This is a genomic window from Actinosynnema sp. NPDC059797, assembly GCF_042732085.1.
Taxonomy (GTDB): Bacteria; Actinomycetota; Actinomycetes; order Mycobacteriales; family Pseudonocardiaceae; genus Actinosynnema.
This window is the reverse complement of record NZ_JBHWIE010000039.1, coordinates 1-17184: the sequence shown is the minus strand read 5'-3', so window position 1 is coordinate 17184 and position 17184 is coordinate 1. Positions and strand designations below refer to the sequence as shown.

At 73.1% G+C, this 17184-nt stretch carries 18 protein-coding genes; 4 read left to right on the top strand and 14 right to left on the bottom strand.

Going from position 1 to position 17184, the window contains the following annotated elements; all coding sequences use genetic code 11:
• Positions 1-43 precede the first annotated feature (43 nt).
• Together ACFV4N_RS13415 and ACFV4N_RS13410 are read right to left on the bottom strand one after the other, a co-directional pair.
• Positions 44-790, bottom strand: a complete 747-nt coding sequence (locus ACFV4N_RS13415) for a hypothetical protein (RefSeq protein ID WP_499672785.1) — start codon at positions 788-790, stop codon at positions 44-46.
• 17 nt (positions 791-807) lie between these two features.
• Entirely contained in the window at positions 808-1326 is a 519-nt protein-coding gene (locus tag ACFV4N_RS13410; protein ID WP_499672784.1) for a SigE family RNA polymerase sigma factor, read from the bottom strand.
• Positions 1327-1478: 152 nt separating this feature from the next.
• Between ACFV4N_RS13410 and ACFV4N_RS13405 the strand changes: the two genes are divergently transcribed.
• Positions 1479-2498 carry a threonine aldolase family protein gene (locus ACFV4N_RS13405; RefSeq protein WP_499672783.1) on the top strand — a complete coding sequence of 340 codons (1020 nt, stop codon included), beginning with the start codon at positions 1479-1481 and terminating at the stop codon, positions 2496-2498.
• Positions 2498-3073: an HAD family hydrolase gene (locus ACFV4N_RS13400; RefSeq protein ID WP_499672782.1), complete on the top strand. Its 576-nt coding sequence runs from the start codon at positions 2498-2500 to the stop codon at positions 3071-3073. The genes ACFV4N_RS13405 and ACFV4N_RS13400 overlap by 1 nt, the downstream gene beginning before the upstream one ends.
• Here ACFV4N_RS13400 and ACFV4N_RS13395 read toward each other — a convergent pair.
• The 12 genes from ACFV4N_RS13395 to ACFV4N_RS13340 all read right to left on the bottom strand — a co-directional run bounded on the left by ACFV4N_RS13395 (position 3050) and on the right by ACFV4N_RS13340 (position 14372).
• Positions 3050-3793: a potassium channel family protein gene (locus ACFV4N_RS13395; protein WP_499672781.1), complete on the bottom strand. Its 744-nt coding sequence runs from the start codon at positions 3791-3793 to the stop codon at positions 3050-3052. The two genes, ACFV4N_RS13400 and ACFV4N_RS13395, sit on opposite strands and share 24 nt — an antisense overlap.
• Before the next feature lie 32 nt (positions 3794-3825).
• Positions 3826-4005: a hypothetical protein gene (locus tag ACFV4N_RS13390; RefSeq protein ID WP_499672780.1), complete on the bottom strand. Its 180-nt coding sequence runs from the start codon at positions 4003-4005 to the stop codon at positions 3826-3828.
• A gap of 78 nt (positions 4006-4083) precedes the next feature.
• Positions 4084-5241 (bottom strand): pyridoxal phosphate-dependent aminotransferase, encoded by a 1158-nt coding sequence (locus ACFV4N_RS13385; RefSeq protein WP_499672779.1) that lies wholly within the window; start codon positions 5239-5241, stop codon positions 4084-4086.
• 292 nt (positions 5242-5533) lie between these two features.
• Entirely contained in the window at positions 5534-6088 is a 555-nt protein-coding gene (locus tag ACFV4N_RS13380; protein ID WP_499672778.1) for an ESX secretion-associated protein EspG, read from the bottom strand.
• A gap of 336 nt (positions 6089-6424) precedes the next feature.
• A complete protein-coding gene (locus ACFV4N_RS13375) occupies positions 6425-7189 on the bottom strand; it encodes an ESX secretion-associated protein EspG (RefSeq protein WP_499672777.1) in 765 nt (254 codons plus the stop codon).
• 1 nt (position 7190) lies between these two features.
• On the bottom strand, positions 7191-8498 hold the full coding sequence (locus ACFV4N_RS13370; RefSeq protein ID WP_499672776.1) for a PPE domain-containing protein: 1308 nt from the start codon (positions 8496-8498) through the stop codon (positions 7191-7193).
• Between the two features lie 9 nt (positions 8499-8507).
• Positions 8508-9095, bottom strand: coding sequence for a DUF3558 domain-containing protein (locus ACFV4N_RS13365; protein ID WP_499672775.1), 588 nt, complete (start codon positions 9093-9095; stop codon positions 8508-8510).
• A 4-nt stretch (positions 9096-9099) separates the two neighbouring features.
• Positions 9100-9564, bottom strand: coding sequence for a hypothetical protein (locus ACFV4N_RS13360; RefSeq protein WP_499672774.1), 465 nt, complete (start codon positions 9562-9564; stop codon positions 9100-9102).
• A 182-nt stretch (positions 9565-9746) separates the two neighbouring features.
• Entirely contained in the window at positions 9747-11003 is a 1257-nt protein-coding gene (gene purD / locus ACFV4N_RS13355; protein WP_499672773.1) for a phosphoribosylamine--glycine ligase, read from the bottom strand.
• 28 nt (positions 11004-11031) lie between these two features.
• On the bottom strand, positions 11032-12024 hold the full coding sequence (locus ACFV4N_RS13350; protein ID WP_499672772.1) for a TAXI family TRAP transporter solute-binding subunit: 993 nt from the start codon (positions 12022-12024) through the stop codon (positions 11032-11034).
• Positions 12017-14011 (bottom strand): TRAP transporter permease, encoded by a 1995-nt coding sequence (locus ACFV4N_RS13345; RefSeq protein ID WP_499672771.1) that lies wholly within the window; start codon positions 14009-14011, stop codon positions 12017-12019. The genes ACFV4N_RS13350 and ACFV4N_RS13345 overlap by 8 nt, the downstream gene beginning before the upstream one ends.
• Before the next feature lie 100 nt (positions 14012-14111).
• Positions 14112-14372, bottom strand: a complete 261-nt coding sequence (locus ACFV4N_RS13340; RefSeq protein ID WP_499672770.1) for a UBP-type zinc finger domain-containing protein — start codon at positions 14370-14372, stop codon at positions 14112-14114.
• 28 nt (positions 14373-14400) lie between these two features.
• Between ACFV4N_RS13340 and ACFV4N_RS13335 the strand changes: the two genes are divergently transcribed.
• On the top strand, positions 14401-15954 hold the full coding sequence (locus ACFV4N_RS13335; protein WP_499672769.1) for a Na+/H+ antiporter: 1554 nt from the start codon (positions 14401-14403) through the stop codon (positions 15952-15954).
• Positions 15955-16059: 105 nt separating this feature from the next.
• The gene (locus ACFV4N_RS13330) at positions 16060-17166 is read left to right on the top strand and encodes a glycerophosphodiester phosphodiesterase (protein WP_499672768.1); all 1107 of its coding nucleotides are present in this window, start codon (positions 16060-16062) and stop codon (positions 17164-17166) included.
• The last annotated feature ends 18 nt before the right edge of the window (positions 17167-17184 follow it).

Below are 17184 nucleotides of genomic sequence, written 5' to 3'. Positions count from 1 at the left end.
ACCGTACCAAAATCGGCGACAGGCGGCCGTCGGAGGCGGGAGGTCAGAAGCGGGTGGCCAGGCGGCCCGCCAGCGCGGGCAGCTCGTCGGCGAAGGGCACGACCGGCGAGCCCGCCTCCGGCCGGCTGAGCACGTGCAGCTCCCGGCCGCCGGACGCGCTCGCGGTCTCGGACCGCGTGCCCTCGTCGAAGGACGGCGGCAACTCGCCCGGCGGTGTGAGCACCACCGACACCGTGCCGGTCACGCCGCCGTCGCGCAGCAGGTAGCTCGCCCCGCGGGAACCCGGCGGGCAGCTCACCGCGGCGGGCGCCGGGGTGAGGCCGCGGGCGACCGGGAGCTCGTCGGCGAGGGCGACGGCGAGCTCCCGGTCCACCTCCGCGCACCCGGTGGGCGCGCCGCCGACCGTCGAGCGGTCGGCGCTCCCCGAGAGCTCGCCCCCCTGCGTAGGCGGGTCCTCGGGGATGCTCTTGGGCGGCAGACCGCCGTTGCGGTCCGGTGACGCTTCGTTCGGTGCCAGCTCCGGCACCCCGAAGGTGCTGACGTTAGGGGACGACGCGTCCTCAGCGGAACCCGCCGCGGTGGTGTTGCCCTCCGACCGCGGCGACACCGAGGTCGCGACGACCCCGCCGAGCACGAGCACCACGGCGAGGGCGGAGCCGAGCGCCACCTGCGTCCTCCGCCGCGCGGTGGCCAGGGCCGACGCCGACCGCACGCCCGCGACGTCGAAGGACGCGGGCGGCGCGTCGCGCGCGGCGTCGCGGAACAGCTCCGCCAGCTTCTGCTCGTCCACCTACCTCCACCCCCTGCTCACGACGCGGGCCGCAAGTCGTCGATCGTGTCGCCGAGCGCCGCGCGCAAGGCCTCCAGACCCCGGGAGGTCTGGCTCTTCACCGTGCCCTCGGAGCACCCGAGCGCCTCCGCGGCCGCGGCGACGTCCAGGCCCTCCAGGAACCTGAGCACGAGCACCGCGCGCTGCCGCGGCGGCACCCGCTTCAAGCCCGCGACCAGGGCCTCGCGCGTGGCCACCGAGTCCGCCACCTCGCCGTCGCCCGAGGGCGCCTCCGGGACCTGGTCCACGAAGCGCTCCCGCCGCCACGGCCGGCGCGACTCGTCGATCACCGCGCGCACCAGGCTCCGGCGGACGTAGGCGTCCAGGGCTCCCTTGTCCCGGACCTTGCGCCACCTGCGGTGCAGCGCGACGAACGCGGTCTGCGCGAAGTCGTCCGCCCGGTGCCAGTCACCGCACAGCAGGAACGCCGTTCGGCGCACGGCCTCCCGGCGAGCTGCGAAGTACTCCGCGAACTCCTGCTCGTCGCGCTGATCCACGCGGACTCTCTCCGCTCGTCGTGCTTGCACCTACCGGACGGAACCGGTGCCGACAACGGTTGCACGCCGGTCCGGCGAGATCCGCGTCACCCCCATCGTGGTACCGCCGACGCGGCTGGGGAGGGGCTTGCCCGGTGTGATGTGATCCATTCGTGACCGAGTACGCGCCCCTGGACTTCCGCTCCGACACCGTCACCCAGCCGGACGAGACCATGAGACTCGCGATGGCGAGCGCGGAGGTCGCCGACGACGTGCTCGACCACGACCCCACGATGCGGCTGCTGGAGGACCGCGTCGCCGAGCTGCTGGGCGTGGACGCGGCGCTGTGGGTGCCCTCCGGGTCGATGGGCAACCTGATCGCGCTGATCACGCACCTGCGGCCGGGCGACCGGTTCCTGGCGCCGCGCGGCGCGCACGTGCTGGACAGCGAGCTGGGCACGGCCGCGTGGCTGGCGGGCGGCATGCCTCACCCCGTCGAGTGGGACGCGGGACCCGGTCGGGTGTCGGCGGACGCGGTGCGCGCGGCGGCTGGCGTGTCCGGGCCGTACTACACGCTGCGCACGGCGCTGCTGTGCCTGGAGAACACGCACAACTCGGCGGGCGGCTCGGTGACCCAGCCGGACCAGCACGCGCTGCTGGTGTCGGCGGCGAGGGAGACCGGCCTGCGGGTGCACCTGGACGGCGCGCGGCTGTGGAACGCGGCCGTGGCGCTCGGGCTGCCGCCCGCGGCGCTGGCGGTCGGCGTGGACACGGTGCAGGTGTGCCTGTCGAAGGGGCTGGGCGCGCCGGTCGGGTCGGTGGTGGCCGGGACGGCGACGTTCGTGGCCGAGGCGCGGCGGGTGCGCAAGATGCTCGGCGGCGGCGTCCGGCAGGGCGGTGTGCTGGCCGCGGCGGGCCTGGTCGCGCTCGGGCGGGTCGACGACCTGGCCCAGGACCACGCCAACGCGAAGGCGCTGGCCGCGGGCCTGGCCGAGCTGGGCTGGCAGGTGGACGAGCCCGAGACCAACATCGTGCTGGCGGGCGTGCCCGACCTGGAGGTCACGCTGAACGGCCTGCGTCACCTGGGCGTGTTCGCCGGGCCGATGGGAGGCAAGGTGCGCTTCGTGACGCACCGCGACGTGGGAGGCGACGACGTGGCCGAGGCGCTTCGCCGGATCGGGTCGGTGAGCTGATGCGCTGGGTGGTGTTCGACTACGGCGAGGTGATCTCGCGGCCGACCGGGGCGCTGCCGGACCTGGCGAACCTGCTCGGCGTGCCCCTGGCGGACTTCGAGCGCGGGTACTGGAAGGCGCGCGACGAGTACGACCGCGGGCAGCCCGACCTGGAGTACTGGCGGGCGGTCGGCGCGGTGGCGGGTGCCGAAGTGGACGAGGAGCTGGCGCGCCGGCTGACCGACGTCGACGTGCGCGGGTGGCTGCTCCCCGACCCCGCCACCCTGGAGCTGATCGAGGAGCTGGCGGCGACCGGGGTGCCGCTGGCGCTGCTGTCCAACGCGCCGGTGTCGTTCGCGCGGGTCGCCGAGCGCGAGCCGTGGACCGGGCACTTCCGGCACCTGGTGTTCTCCGGCGACCTGGGCGTGGCCAAGCCGGACCTGCGGATCTTCGCGGCGTTGGCGGAACGGCTCGGGGCGGACCCGGCGGACTGCGTGTTCTTCGACGACCGGCAGGTCAACGTGGACGGCGCGAACGCGGCGGGCCTGCGGGGCGTGCTGTGGCGCGGCAGCTCACACGCCCGGGCGGTGCTCTAGCTCGGCGCGCAGCGCGGCCAGCTCCGCCTTGACCAGGCGGAGCTCGGCCAGCGTCGCCCGCTCGGCCTCGGCGACCGAGCCCTCGACCCCGCTCAGCCGCTCCACCAGCCAGGACGCGATGGTGCCGGTGATGACGCCGAGCAGGGCGATGCCGCCGACCATGAGCAGCGCCGCGACCAGGCGACCTTCCCAGGTGACGGGGTAGCGGTCGCCGTAACCCACGGTGGTGATCGTGGTGAGCGTCCACCACGCGGCGTCACCGAAGGTGGTGATGGTGGCGTCGGGGTGGTGGCGCTCGGCGTCCAGCACGGCCAGCGAGGCGCACGCGCCGACCATGACCGTGACGGCGCCGACGTACACGCCGACGCGCTGCCGGACCCGGCCCGCGAACCGGCGGTTGAGCACCTTGAGGACGCTGAGCAGGCGCAGCACCCGGAGCTGGCGGACGGCCGGCAGCAGGACCGCGACCAGGTCGAACAGGTGCGCGGTGAAGAACCGGCGCTTGTCGACGGCCAGCGCGAGGCGCACCGCGTAGTCCACGGCGAACACGAGCCACACCAGCCGGAGGACGACCTCCAGCGCGTCGTGCAGGCCGGGCGTGGCGCGGTCGTCGAGGACCTGCCAGGCGTAGGCGGCCAGGAACAGCGCCGCGAGGCCCGTCAGGGGCCACTCGGCGCGCCGCTCCCACCGGTCGAGGCGGCGTTCATCGGTCTCGAACACCGCCCCATGGTGAGCGCCCTACCCCGTTTTTCCTAGTTACCCGGTCCCTTGATGCCCTTGGGGCGCTTGTGGGTCTTGATCGCGCCGTACGCGGCGACACCCAGGAACAACGCCCCTCCGACCAGGACCAGCCAGAGGACGCCCTTGACGATCGACCCCACGACGGCCAGGAGCACCCAGGCGGCCAGCAGGAACACGATGATGCGAACCATGACACCACGATGACACCTGATCGGGTGCTCCCGCCCGGAATTCCTGGCCACACCCCCGCCCCTCGGCGTAAAAAGTCATCATGATGACGACGAAAGCCAACTCCCGATGCGCCGCAGCGCCTCCTCGATGTCGTGGGCGGCCCCGGCGAACGACAAGCGGATGAACTCGTGCCCGCGCACGGGGTCGAAGTCGACGCCGGGCACGATCGCGACGCCGGTGTCGTCGAGCAGCCGGCGGCAGAAGTCCATCGAGTCGTCGGTGAGGTGCGAGACGTCGGCGTAGGCGTAGAAGGCGCCGTCGGCGGGGGCCACCCGGTCGATGCCCAGGTCGGCCAGGCCCTTGAGCAGGACGTCGCGGTTGAGGCGGTACCCCTCGACCAGGCGTTCGGTCTGCGCGTACGACTCGGGCTCGAACGCGGCGACGGCCGCGTGCTGGGCCAGGGCGGGCGGGCAGAGCGTGAAGTTGCCGGTCAACCGGTCCACGGCCCGGCGCAGGTCCGGCGGCAGCAGCATCCAGCCCAGCCGCCACCCGGTCATGGCGAACGCCTTGGAGAAGGAGTTGACGACGATGGTGTCCCGTGAGGTCTCCCACGCGCAGGCGAGGGGGGTGCCGTAGCTGATGCCGTGGTAGATCTCGTCGCTGACCAACCGCACCCCGCGCGCGCCGCACCACTCGGCGAGCCCGGCCAGCTCGGCGGGCGCGAGCACCGTGCCGGTGGGGTTGGCGGGACTGGCCACCACCAGCCCGTCGAGCGGTCCCGCCGCCTCCAGCACCTCCACCGTGGGCTGGAAGCGGGTCTCGGGTCCGCACGGCAGCTCCACGACCTCGCACCCCAGCGCGCGCAGGATGTTGCGGTAGGCCGGGTAGCCGGGCCGGGCCAGCGCGACCCGGTCGCCGGCCTCGAAGGACGCGAGGAACGCGAGGAGGAACGCCCCGGACGACCCGGTGGTCACCACCACGTCATCGGCGGAGACCTCCAGGCCGTACTGCCTGCCGTAGTGCCCGGCCAGGGCTTCACGCAGCTCGACGATGCCGAGCTGCTCGGTGTACCCGAGGGGCTGCTCCCGCAGGGCGCGCTGCGCGGCCTCCAGCACGGGCGTCGGCGCGGCACTCGAAGGCTGCCCGGCGGCCAACGACACGACGTCCCCCCGAACCCGCTGCCGCCGAGCCGCGGCCGACAACACCTCCATGACGTGGAAAGGAGGCACCTCAGCACGAGCGGCAACACCCAACATGGGGGTCAGGCTAACCCGCACGCCCCCACCAACCGACCAGCCACCTCAGGAGGGAGGCACCCGCCCCACCTCAGCCCTCCCGCCCTTCGGGACTCCGCCCCTCGGAACCCCGGCCCTCCCGAACTCCCGGACTCCCGGACTCCCGGACTCCCGGACTCCGACCCTCCCGGAATCCGGCCTCCTCAGAGCGCGTGTCCACCGGCCTCCTACCTGCGGGACTCCCACCTCCCAGGCTTCCTGCCCGCGGGACCCCTGCTCCTCAGGTCTCCTGCCTGCGGGATTCCTGTCCCCTTCAGGCCTCCCGCACCTCACCCGAGGGCTCGGAGAAGCGGGCGAGCAGCGCGTTGATCCGCGCGCGCAGCACGTCGGCATCGGTGAACCCGTGGAACTCGACCACGTCCGCCGCGCGCTGCCGCCTGCCGGTCCGGTCGATCGCGGCGGCGCCGAACTGGCCGCGCAGGTCCGGCGCGCCGACCCTGCCGTCCGGCATCGCGGGCAGCAGGTCGACCAAGGCGGTGGCGAGGTCGGTGTCCAGCTCGCGGACGGTGAGCAGGTCCCCGGTCAGCACGGCCAACAACGAACCGGCGCCGGTCGAGGCCGCCAGCGCCCGCACCGCCGCGCGCCCGATCCCGAGCCGCAGGTCGGCCGAGCGGGGCGGGTAGGCGAGCAGCTTGAACGCCGCACCGAGCCACGGGTCCAGCTCACCGCCACGGGCGAGTCCGCGCGTGGTCAGGGCGCTCCACGGTGCGGGCTCGTCCTGGACGTGCAGGACGATCGGCATCGCGCCGAGGTCGAGGTGTTCCCAGGCGGTGCGGAAAGCGGTTGCGCTGAGCGTCGCGTTGGACACGAAACGTCACTCCCGGATGACGGCGGGCATTGCTCCGGCCCCCCAGGCCCGCACGGAACTGACGTGGCGAAGGCCGCCCGGGTTCCAACCGAACGGTCATACCTACGGGAGCGCTCCCAAGCCCAAGCCCAACCTCGGCTCAGCCGGCCAACCGCCCAGCCGGCCACCACCGCCCGCTCAACCGCCGCCCAACCACCGCTGGCCACTCAACCGCCACCCGCTCAACGCGACAGCCATCTACCTGCCCGCTTACCGCCCTGCCCGCCCTGCCCGCCTGCGGCGAACCGTGGGCATGGGCGGGTTAGGCGGCGTGTCATGGACGGGGTGGCGTGGTGGTCAGATCTCCTGCAGCAGCTCCCAGACGCAGCCTGCCAACCGGGCGTTGTCGATCGGGGTGATCGTGCTCCAGTTGCGCCCGTCCGAACTGGGCCGCACCAGGTGGAGGTAGCGGCCGGACGGGGTGTCGTGCCAGGCCACCACGCGCCCGGCCCGCACGGGCGGTCCGCTGTGCTGGGCGCGTTCGGCGCCGAACTGGCCGCGGGTGCTCATGCCGTCGCACATGCCGGCCAGTTCCTGCGCCTCGTGGAGCGGCAAGCCGTGCCGCTCCAGCGCCAGCACCAGCTTCTCCGCGTCCTTCCCGGCCTCTTCGGACGCCTTGCGCAGCAGGTCGTTGGGCAGGCTGATGGACCGCCCGTAGCCGGCGGGCATCTCACCGGCCACCGACACCGCCGCCTCGGCCAGCGCGCTGGCCCGAGCGTCGATCAGCCACACCTCGTCACCGTCGACGACGGCGAGCACCGCCTCGTCACCGGCGGCGGCCGCAAGACCCTTGATCTTGCGGCCATCGACCCAGATCCAGATGTCGATCGACACCTGCGGGTTGGCCAGCAGCGCGAACGCGTCGGCCAACTCGGGCGTCAGCCGCCCGTTCGACGCCAGCCCGCGCTCGGACAGCGACCCCCAGGCCTGCCCGACGAACACCGCGCGCTCGGTGTGCGTGACACCGGGGCTGGGCACGTCGAGCGCGACGTTCCGCCTGGTGAGCCGCTCCCCTTCCCACGCGACGTCGAACTCCAGCGTCGTCAGGACGACCGTGCCCACGTCACTTCCGCTCGGGTTCGTCGCCGATGACCGACTGCACGACCATCCGCTCGTCACCGAACACGTCGTCGGAGTCCACGCCGTACTTGCGGACGTGCTCGGCGTCTTCCTCCTCCGGCCCGCCCTTCGCGGTCGCGGCGGGCTGCATCATGGATGCGCCGGCGCCGGCCTTGCCCGCGACGCCGGCCGCACCGCCGCGCCCGGCCACCCGCTCGTCGGGGTCGATCGCGCCGATGGTCGCCGACACCCCGGGCTTGCCGGTCAGCACGCCGGGCGCCACGCCCTTGCCCGCGCCACCGGCTCCGGCGCCCTTGCCACCGGCACCCTCGGGCGCCTTGCCACCGGGCGGCACCGCGCCGGACGGGTTGCGCTCCACCCGACCGGCCCGGGCGCCGGCCGCGATGGCACCCAGCGCCGCGCCACCCGCGAGCCCCAACCCGATCCCCAGCCCGAGGTTCGACCCACCGGGCTTGCCGATCGCGGCGGTCTGCGTGTTCGTCCCGCCGACACCGGGCACGGGCGGCCCGATCGTGGTCGTCCCACCACCGGGCAACTGCCCCGGGAGCTGACCGGGCACCTGGCCGGGCAACTGCCCCGGCAGCTGTCCGGGCAACCCGACCGAACCACCGGGCAGCGCCTGCCCGAACGACCCACCCGGCAACCCGCCGGGCACCGACCCGGGCACCCCCGGCACCACACCACCGGGCTGCCCCACGGCCGTGACGGGCGCACCGGCACTGGCCGCGGCCGTCACGTCGAACTGCGGCGGCCGGTTCATCCCCTGGTACTGGTTGAGCGCGTCCCGACTCGCGTCGGTGTACTGCTCCAGCCCCCGGATGGTCTGCTCCCGGGCGGCCTGGGTCTCCTTCACTTCCTTGGCGTGGTCGGTCTCGTACCCGAAGAACCCGCCGACGTCGTCCACGAAGTTCGTCTCGGTGTCCCCGCGCAACGCCTGGGGGTCGGGCATCCCGTTGCGCGTGTGGCTGTAGGTGGCCCCCTGCACCGCCGTGGCCTTGGAGTTGTGCTGCGCCGCCTCGGTCCCCGAAGTCGCGACGTCGGCCGACACCGTCACCGCCTGCCCGGCGTTGTCCCCGGCCGCGCCCTGCCACTCGATGCCGAGCTTGCGCAGCTCGTCCCGCAGCGTCTGGTCGGTTTCCTCAAGGGTGGACGCGAGCTTCCGCAGTGCGTGCGAGGCGTTGCTGAACTGCTGCGCCGCGTCACCCTGGGAGAACCGCTGGACCAGCGCGGAGAGCGCCGAGTTGTCGTACCCCTGGAACCGGAAGTCCCTGATCTGCCTGAAGCCGGTCACAACTCCCCCTCACTTCAGCGTTTGCAAAGTCGCGAGTGCCATTTCTGCGCCCTTGGCCGCGTTCTGGCACATCTCGTCCTGGGTGAATGAGTCGGTGATCGGCAGGAAGGACACGAAAACCTGCTGCCCGTCCGCCACGTCCACGGCCAACGCGCAGTCCGCGTCCGTCGTACCGGCCAGGGTGACCTGGTAGGCGCCGAACCCCGCCACGGTCTTCCGCTCGACGTCGAGGTTGCCGCCACCCTGCCAGTAGCCCACGCCCTCGTCGGCGATCAATGCGACCTCGTAGCTGAACAGCGGCCGCGAGTTCGCCTGAAAGCTGCACCCGGGCGAGTCTTTGCCCTGGATCACGTCCTGGGGCTCGTTGATCGCCTCGTCGATCCCCAACTGCTGACGCTGGTCGGTCGTCAGGGCGGTGCAGGCGTCGGTGATGCCGTCGAGCTCAATCTCGGCCGGTCGAGGCGGAAGATCCGCGGTCGGCTCCGTCGAACCGGAGGTGGGGGATCCGCCCGTGGCCGTGGTCTGCGGGCTGGGGTTGCCGCCCTCACCGGTGGTGCAACCGGCCAGCACCGCCAGCGCGGCCGCGAGCACGAACACGACGTTACTTGTGCGTGGCACCCGCTGCCCCCATGGCCGCTTCGACCTCTTCCTCGGTGTACCCGTACTGCTTGGCCGTCTCGCGGAGCTGATCGACGAGACCCGCCAGGCTGTCGATGTACCGCTTGATGTTCTTGGCGTAGGAGTCGTCGCTCCCGACGAGGCGGTCGTTCCACGCCAGGGCGATGTCCGCGTTCAGCTCGTCGGCGCCGCGGAGTTCGACCCGGAGGTCGTCGAAAGCGTCGGCATAGCCTTTCTGGAGCATTTCCATCTGGGCGCTGATGACCTTGCCGGCCTGCAGGACCGTCTCCTTGGTCACCTCGAACTTCTGACCGGAGCCCGGCCCCGAAGCCATCGTCTCGCTCAGCCGCTTCTCCGCCGCGAACGCGTCGCCGACCGCCTTGCCGATGACACCACCTATACCGGCGACGGCTCCCAGCAGGCCGCTCTCCTCTGCCACGACGTCCAACCCCCGTACGGTCGGTGACGAATCGGTCCCGGTCCGAGGCTACCAACGGCCGCGTGTGCCGGATCTGAAGTTGGACGGACGCGTGCCGTGGTCGGTTCCACCGCGTTCGCAGAGCAGAGCAGAGCGCGCGGGCGGTCAGGGGAGAGCCTGCCGCCCGCGCGCGATGAACCGTGGTGAGGGGCCTAGGGGACTTCGATCCCGCCGTTGGCCGCGCGCAGCGCGATGTCGGTCCGGTGGTGCGAGCCGGTGAGGTGGACGCCCGCCACCCGCCGGTAGGTGTCTTCCCTGGCTTCGGCCAGCGTGGGGCCCGTGCCGACGACCGACAGGACCCTCCCGCCGACCGAGACGACGGCCCCGTCCTCGCGCCGGCGGGTGCCCGCGTGCAGCACGCCCTCCGCGTCGCCGCCGCCGACGACGTCACCCGTGCGGGGACGGCCGGGGTAGCCCTCGGCGGCGATGACGACCGTCACCGCGTAGCCGTCGGCCCACTCCAGGGCCGGCGCGGAGGCCAGCTCGCCGGTCGCGGCGGCGTGGAACAGGCCCGCCAGCGGGGTCCGCAGCAGGGCCAGGACGGCCTGCGTCTCCGGGTCGCCGAAGCGGCAGTTGAACTCGATCACCTGCGGCCCGGTGGAGGTCAGGGCCAGGCCCGCGTACAGCAGGCCGGTGAACGGGGTGCCGCGCCGCGCCAGCTCGTCCACGACCGGCTGCACGCAGGTCGACACGATCGTGTCGACCAGGCCCTCGGGGGCCCAGGGCAGCGGCGAGTACGCGCCCATGCCGCCGGTGTTGGGGCCGGAGTCGCCGTCGCCGACGCGCTTGAAGTCCTGCGCGGGCAGCAGCGGCACCACGGACGAGCCGTCGACCAGGCAGAACAGCGACACCTCGGGCCCGTCGAGGAACGTCTCCAGCAGCACCGGGTGGCCGTGGTCCAGCAGCGTCATGGCGTGGGCCCGGGCCACCGCCCGGTCGGTCGTCACGACCACGCCCTTGCCGGCCGCCAGCCCGTCGTCCTTCACCACCCACGTGGGGCCGAAGCGGGTCAGGGCGGCGTCGAGCCGCGCCGGGTTGTCGACCACCTCGGACGTCGCCGTCGGCACGCCCGCCGCGGCCATGACGTCCTTGGCGAACGCCTTGGAGCCCTCGATCCGGGCCGCCGCGGCCGACGGGCCGAAGCAGGGGATCCCGGCCGCGCGCACGGCGTCCGCCGCACCCGCCACGAGGGGCTGCTCCGGCCCGACCACGACCAGGTCGGCGTTCCACTCCTTGGCCAACGCCGCGACGGCCGCGCCGTCGGTGACGTCGACACCGTAGGTCTCCGCCACACCGGCGATGCCGGCGTTGCCGGGCGCGCACGCCAGCGCGATCACCGAGGGGTCCCGCGACAGCGCGAGGACTAGGGCATGTTCACGGGCGCCAGACCCGATGACCAGGACACGCACGGTGGGCCAGCCTAGATGACCGACCCGCTCACCCGCCCAGGGCGTCCTGCGAGCCGGGGTGCAGCGGCACCGGGTCGGTCTGCGCGGCCGCCTCCCGGGTGATGCCCTTGGCCGCCGGGTGCACCGCTTCCAGGTCGGCCTTCTTGTCGAAGATGAGCTTGGTGATCGCGCACGCGTCGCCCTCGGGGAAGTCCGACCGGACCAGCAGCACGTTCGGCACCACGACCGTCGGCACGTCGGCCGGCTGCCCGTAGGTGGCGGCCGGGATGACGCCCCGCTCGTAGACCTCGTTGACCTGCTTCAGCGCGTCGAGCTGCGGGGTGACGTCGAGGAACTTCACCCGGTCCTTCAGCGACGTGGTGATGTCGGTGATCTGCGCCGTCGGCAGGCCGCCGCTCCACACCAGGCCGTCGAGGCTGCCGTCCTTCATGCCGTCCGCGGTCTTGGCCAGGTCGAGCCGCTGGGCCTGGACGTCGGTCTCGGGGTTCAGCCCGGCGGCGGTGAGCAGGCGGTGGGCGATGACCTCGGTGCCGGACTTGGGCGACCCGGTGGAGATCCGCTTGCCGCGCAGGTCCGCGATCGAGTCGATCCCGGAGTCGGCGCGCACCAGCACCTGCGTGTAGTTCGAGTACAGCCTGGTCAGCGCCTTGACGTCCTGCGGCTCGCCGTCGAACGCGCCCTTGCCCGCGACCGCGTCGGCCGCCGTGTCCGCCAGCGAGAACGCCACGTCGTAGTCGTTCCCGACGAGCTGCTGGATGTTCTGCACGGACGCGCCGGTCTCCGCGGCGGTGGCCTTCAACCCGGTGTTGTCGCTGATCAGCTTCGCCAGGCCGCCGCCGACGACGTAGTAGACGCCGCCGGAGTTGCCGGTGGCGATGGTGATCCGGCCGTCCGACGCCTCGCAGGCGGCGCCGCCACCCGACGGCGACGCGGCCTCGGGGGTCCGCTTCCCGCCGCACCCGGCGGCGACCAGCCCGATCGCGAGCCCGCCCGCGGCGACCCTCAGCGCCCAGCTACGCATGCTGCTGCTCCTTCCTCGATGTCTTGCGCAGGACGACGTGCACCGCCACCGCGGCCACCAGGAACCCGAGGCCGACGGCGATGGTCACCGGTTGCAGGTAGAGCAGGGCCGCGGCGGCGGGCGCGCACAGCAGCCGCTCGGGCCACCGCGCCGGGCCGAGGAGCCACCCGCCGGTGAGCACGGCCAGCGCGGCCACGCCGAGCGCCGACACCGCGAACACCCACAGGGCGTCGAGGGGCGACGTGCGCAGCAGCAGCCCGGCGCCGTTGTCGGTCAGCACGAACGCCAGCGGCACGAGGAACGCGGGCAGCGTGTACTTCCACGTCCGCCACATCGTCTTCATCACGTCGCCGCCGGTGATCGCGGCCGCGGCGACGGCGGCCAGCGCGGTCGGCGGCGTCACCTCCGACAGCACCGCGTAGTAGAAGATGAACATGGCGGCCTCCTCGGGCGCCACGCCCAGGTCCGTCAGCGCGGGCCCGATCACGACCCAGGCGATGATGAACGAGGCCGTGACCGGCACCGCGAGCCCGAGCACGCCCACCGCGACCGCCGCCAGCACCGCCGTGACGACCAGGACCGCGGTCGGGTCCGACGAGATCGCCCGCGCCACGCCCACCAATTGGTCCGCCAGCACCTGGCCGAGCCCCGTCTTGGTGATGGTCGAGGTGATCACGCCCGCCGCCGCGCACACCGCGACCACCGGCAGCGCCGAGCGGGCGCCGGCGGACAGCGAGTCGAGCACGTCCCGCGCCCACCCGCGCACGTCGCCCCGCCTCGCGACCAGCGCGAACAGCGCGGCGACGCCGGTGGCGTAGACGACGGCCGAGTAGACCGGGATGTCCAGCGCGAGGAACACCACGATCACCGCGAGCGACAGGAAGTGGTAGCCGCCGCGCTTGAGCACCGCCCACGCGCCGGGCGTCTCGACGTCCACCGGCTTCGCGCCGAACCGCCGGGCGTCGACCTCCACGGCCAGCGCGATGCCCAGGTAGTACAGCAGGGTCGGCAGGATCGCCCAGACCAGCACCTGGAGGTAGGAGGTCTCGAGGTACTCGGCGATGATGAACGCCGCCGCGCCCAGGGTCGGCGGCGACAGGATCGCCCCGATGCCCGACGCGGCGAGCAGCCCGCCCGCGTTCTCCCGGGGGTAGCCGGCCTTCTTCAGCATCGGCCACGTCACCGCGCCCAGCGATACCGTGGTGGCGGTGCCGGAGCCGGACACGGTGCCGAGCAGGAACCCGGCGGTGGCGGCCGTGCGGCCGGGCGCGGTGCGGGAACCGCGGAACGCGGCGAAGCTGATGTCCACGAAGAACGCGCCCGCGCCGGAGGCGTTGAGCACCGCGCCGTAGATGGTGAACAGCACGATGTAGGTGGCGGCCACGTCCAGCGGCGTCCCGTAGAACCCGGTGGCGTCGTTGTAGAAGCCGTTGATGATCTGGCTGAAGTCCACGCCGGCGTGCGAGATCCGCCAGGACGGCGGCAGGTAGCCGCCGTAGTAGGCGTAGGCGATGAACGCGCCGCACACCGCCGGCAGCACCCACCCGGTGGTCCGCCGGCACGCCTCCAGCACCAGCACCAGCAGCACCGACCCGGCGAGGACGTCCACCGCGGTCAGCTGCCCCTGCCGGTCCAGGAACGCGTCGAACCCGCCGACCAGCGGGTAGGCGGCCACGGCGAACGCGGCGGCGGCCAGCGCCCAGTCGAGCACGCCCGGGTCGTCGGTCTCGCCGCGCCGCCCGTGCGGGCGGTAGCAGAGGAACACCAGCGGCAGCGTCACCGCCAGGAACACGACCAGGTAGAACTGGCCGCCCTGGGCGAACGGCCAGAACACCTGCTTGAGCACCAGCAGCGAGACGGCGAGCCCCGCCGCCCACACGCCCAGCTCCCACCGCCGGGACAGCGAGCGCGAGGGGCGTTCCTCGTCGTACTCGGCCAGCAACCCGTCGACGTCGGTGGTCTCTCCGGTCTGCGTCTTGGTCGACACGCGCACCCCTTCGTGTCGCGCTTGATCAGGCGCTCCCGAAGCTACTTGTGTCGCCGGTCACAGCCATAGACCGACCGTCTAAAGGGACTGTAAAGACGCCTCACACGACCCGGTTGTCGACGTAGCACCAGCGCCAGTCCTCGCCCGGCTCGAACGAGCGCATCACCGGGTGGCCGCCGGCGTGGAAGTGCGCGGTGGCGTGGCGGCGCGGGCTGGAGTCGCAGCACGCCACGTGGCCGCACGACAGGCAGAGGCGCAGGTGGGCCCAGTTGTGCTCGCCCGCGGCGAGGCAGTCGGCGCACCCGTCGGGGCTGTCGGGTTCGACCGAGGCGGGCAGCTGTTCGACGTGGGAGCAGGTCATGTCGCCCATCATCACGCAAGATTGCGCCATGCACGGACCGGAACTGCTGCTGTTGCTCGTCGGCTCGCTGCTGGTGACCGCGGTCTCCAGGCGGCTCGGGTGGTCGGCCCCGCTGGTGCTGGTCGGCGTCGGCCTGGCGGTGTCGTTCATCCCGGGCCTGCCGGCGTTCGCCCTGGAACCGGAGCTGATCCTGGTCCTGGTGCTGCCGCCGCTGCTGTACTCGGCGGCCCTGGACAGCTCGTACCACAACATCCGCGCCAACCTGAGGCCGATCGGGCTGCTCGCGGTGGGCCTGGTGCTGGCGACCACGGTCGCGGTCGGCTGGGTGGCGCACCTCGTGCTGCCGGAGCTGCCGCTCTGGTCGGCGATGGTGCTGGGCGCGGTGATCGCGCCGCCGGACGCGGTGGCGGCGGTGGCGGTCGGGCGGCGGCTGAACCTGCCGCGCCGCACGATGACCCTGCTCACCGGCGAGAGCCTGATCAACGACGCGACCGCGCTGACCGCGTACAAGGTCGCGGTGGCCGCCGCGGCGGGCGCCACGGCGAGCTGGGCGGGCGGCGCGGGCACGTTCGCGGTCAGCGCGGGCGGCGGCGTGCTGGTCGGCCTGGCGGCCGGCGTGGGCGTGCGGTGGGTGCGGACCCGGCTGGACGACGGCGTGCTGGAGAGCTCGCTGGGGATGCTCGTGCCGTTCGGCACGTACCTGCTCGCCGAGGAGCTGCACTCGTCCGGCGTGCTGGCGGTGGTGGTGGCCGGGCTCTACATCGGGCACCACGCGCCCAGCACCTCGTACTACACGCGCCTGCAGGACACGGCGGTGTGGCGGTCGGTGGACGTGATCCTGGAGTCGTTCGTGTTCGCCCTGATCGGGTTGCAGCTCAAGACGGTCGTGGACGCCGTGGACCTCACGCCGGGGCTGGCGTGGGCGTCGGGCGCGGTGCTGCTGGCGACGATCCTGGTGCGGTTCGCGTGGATGTACCCGGCGGCCTACCTGCCCCGGTGGCTGTTCCGGCGCGTCCGCGAGCGGGAGGAGGCGCCGGGCTGGCGCGGCGTCACGGTCATCTCGTGGGCGGGGATGCGGGGCGTGGTGTCGCTGGCCGCCGCGGTGGCGCTGCCGCTGGACCTGCCCGGCCGGGACGTGATCGTGTTCTGCGCGTTCGTGGTCACCGTGGGCACGCTGCTGATCCAGGGCCTGACGCTGCCGCTGGTGATCCGGAGGCTGGGGCACCGCGGCGACGAGGAGCGCAGCGACGCGCTGGCCGAGGCGCAGGTCCAGCACGCCGCCGCGGAGGCCGCGGTGCGGCGGCTGGACCACGAGGTGGGCTCCGGCGACAACGCGCCCGAGCACGTCGTGCACCGGCTGCGGCTGCTGGCCGAGCACCGCGGCAACGCGGCGTGGGAGCGGCTGGGGCGGCAGGAGGACGAGTCGCCGGCCGCCGCGTTCCGGCGGTTGCGGCGCACCATGCTCGACGCCGAGCGCGAGGTGTTCGTGGAGGCGCGGGACGCGGGCCGGATCGACGACGAGGTGCTGGGACGGGTGCTGCGCGAGCTGGACCTGGAGGAGGCCGCCCTGGCGAGGGAGTGACGTTAGTTCACCGTGACGTGTTCTGCACTTCACCCTACGGTGATTCGGACGTCGCGGTGCGCGACGAGGCTGCCGCGCGTCTGGAACCTTGACAGGAGGTCGGCGATGGTGCGGACGAGGATCGTCGGGGCGGCGCTCGCCGCCGTGGCGGTGGCCGGGTTGGCGGTGGCGCTCCCGTGGGGCGCGGCGAGCGGCGACGACCGCGTGGCGCACGCCCGCAAGGGGCCGCTGGTGATCGGCCACCGCGGCGCGTCGGGGTACCGGCCGGAGCACACGCTGGCCGCGTACGAGCTGGCCGCGCGGATGGGCGCGGACTACATCGAGCCCGACCTGGTGGTCACCAAGGACGGCAAGCTGGTCGCGCGGCACGAGAACGAGATCGGCGGCACCACCGACGTGGCGTCGCGGCCGGAGTTCGCCGCCCGCAAGACCACCAAGGTCATCGACGGCACGCCGCTGACCGGCTGGTTCACCGAGGACTTCACGCTGGCCGAGCTGAAGACGCTGCGCGCGGTCGAGCGCATCCCGGACGTCCGGGCGCGCAACACCCTCTACAACGGCCGGTTCGAGGTGCCGACGTTCGAGGAGGTCGTCGACCTGTCGCGGCGGCTGTCCCGCGAGCTGGGGCGCGAGATCGGGATCTACCCGGAGACCAAGCACCCCACGTACTTCCAGGAGATCGGCCTGCCCCTGGAGCCGCGGCTCGTCGACGCGCTCAACCGCAAGGGCCTCAACCGGCACGGCGCCCGGGTGTACGTGCAGTCGTTCGAGGTGGCGAACCTGAAGTGGCTCAAGTCGCGGGTGCGCGTGCCGCTGGTGCAGCTGGTCAGCGCCTCGGGCGCGCCGTACGACTTCGTCAAGGCCGGTGACAAGCGCACCTACCGCGACCTGGTCACGCCGGACGGCCTGCGCGAGATCCGCACCTACGCGGCGGGCATCGGCGTGGAGAAGCCGCTGATCATCCCGCGCGACGCGGCGGGCAACCTGCAGCAGCCCACCACGCTGGTGCGCGACGCCCACGTGCGCGGCCTGACCGTGCACTCGTGGACGTTCCGCAACGAGAACGCGTTCCTGCCCGCCGACCTCCGCACGTCCACCGACCCGGCCGCCTACGGCCGGGCGCTCGACGAGTACGCGAAGTTCTACGCCACCGGCCTGGACGGCGTGTTCTCCGACAACCCGGACACCGCCGTGGAAGCCCGCAACGGCTGACGGTCCTCACGCGGCGAG

What these genes read in the sequence shown, in the direction of transcription:
- ACFV4N_RS13400 (WP_499672782.1), top strand. Translation starts at nt 2,498, where the DNA reads ATGCGCTGGGTGGTGTTCGACTACGGCGAGGTGATCTCGCGGCCGACC.
- ACFV4N_RS13390 (WP_499672780.1), bottom strand. Translation starts at nt 4,005, where the DNA reads ATGGTTCGCATCATCGTGTTCCTGCTGGCCGCCTGGGTGCTCCTGGCC.
- ACFV4N_RS13385 (WP_499672779.1), bottom strand. Translation starts at nt 5,241, where the DNA reads ATGTTGGGTGTTGCCGCTCGTGCTGAGGTGCCTCCTTTCCACGTCATG.
- ACFV4N_RS13350 (WP_499672772.1), bottom strand. Translation starts at nt 12,024, where the DNA reads ATGCGTAGCTGGGCGCTGAGGGTCGCCGCGGGCGGGCTCGCGATCGGG.
- ACFV4N_RS13340 (WP_499672770.1), bottom strand. Translation starts at nt 14,372, where the DNA reads ATGACCTGCTCCCACGTCGAACAGCTGCCCGCCTCGGTCGAACCCGAC.
- ACFV4N_RS13335 (WP_499672769.1), top strand. Translation starts at nt 14,401, where the DNA reads ATGCACGGACCGGAACTGCTGCTGTTGCTCGTCGGCTCGCTGCTGGTG.
- ACFV4N_RS13330 (WP_499672768.1), top strand. Translation starts at nt 16,060, where the DNA reads ATGGTGCGGACGAGGATCGTCGGGGCGGCGCTCGCCGCCGTGGCGGTG.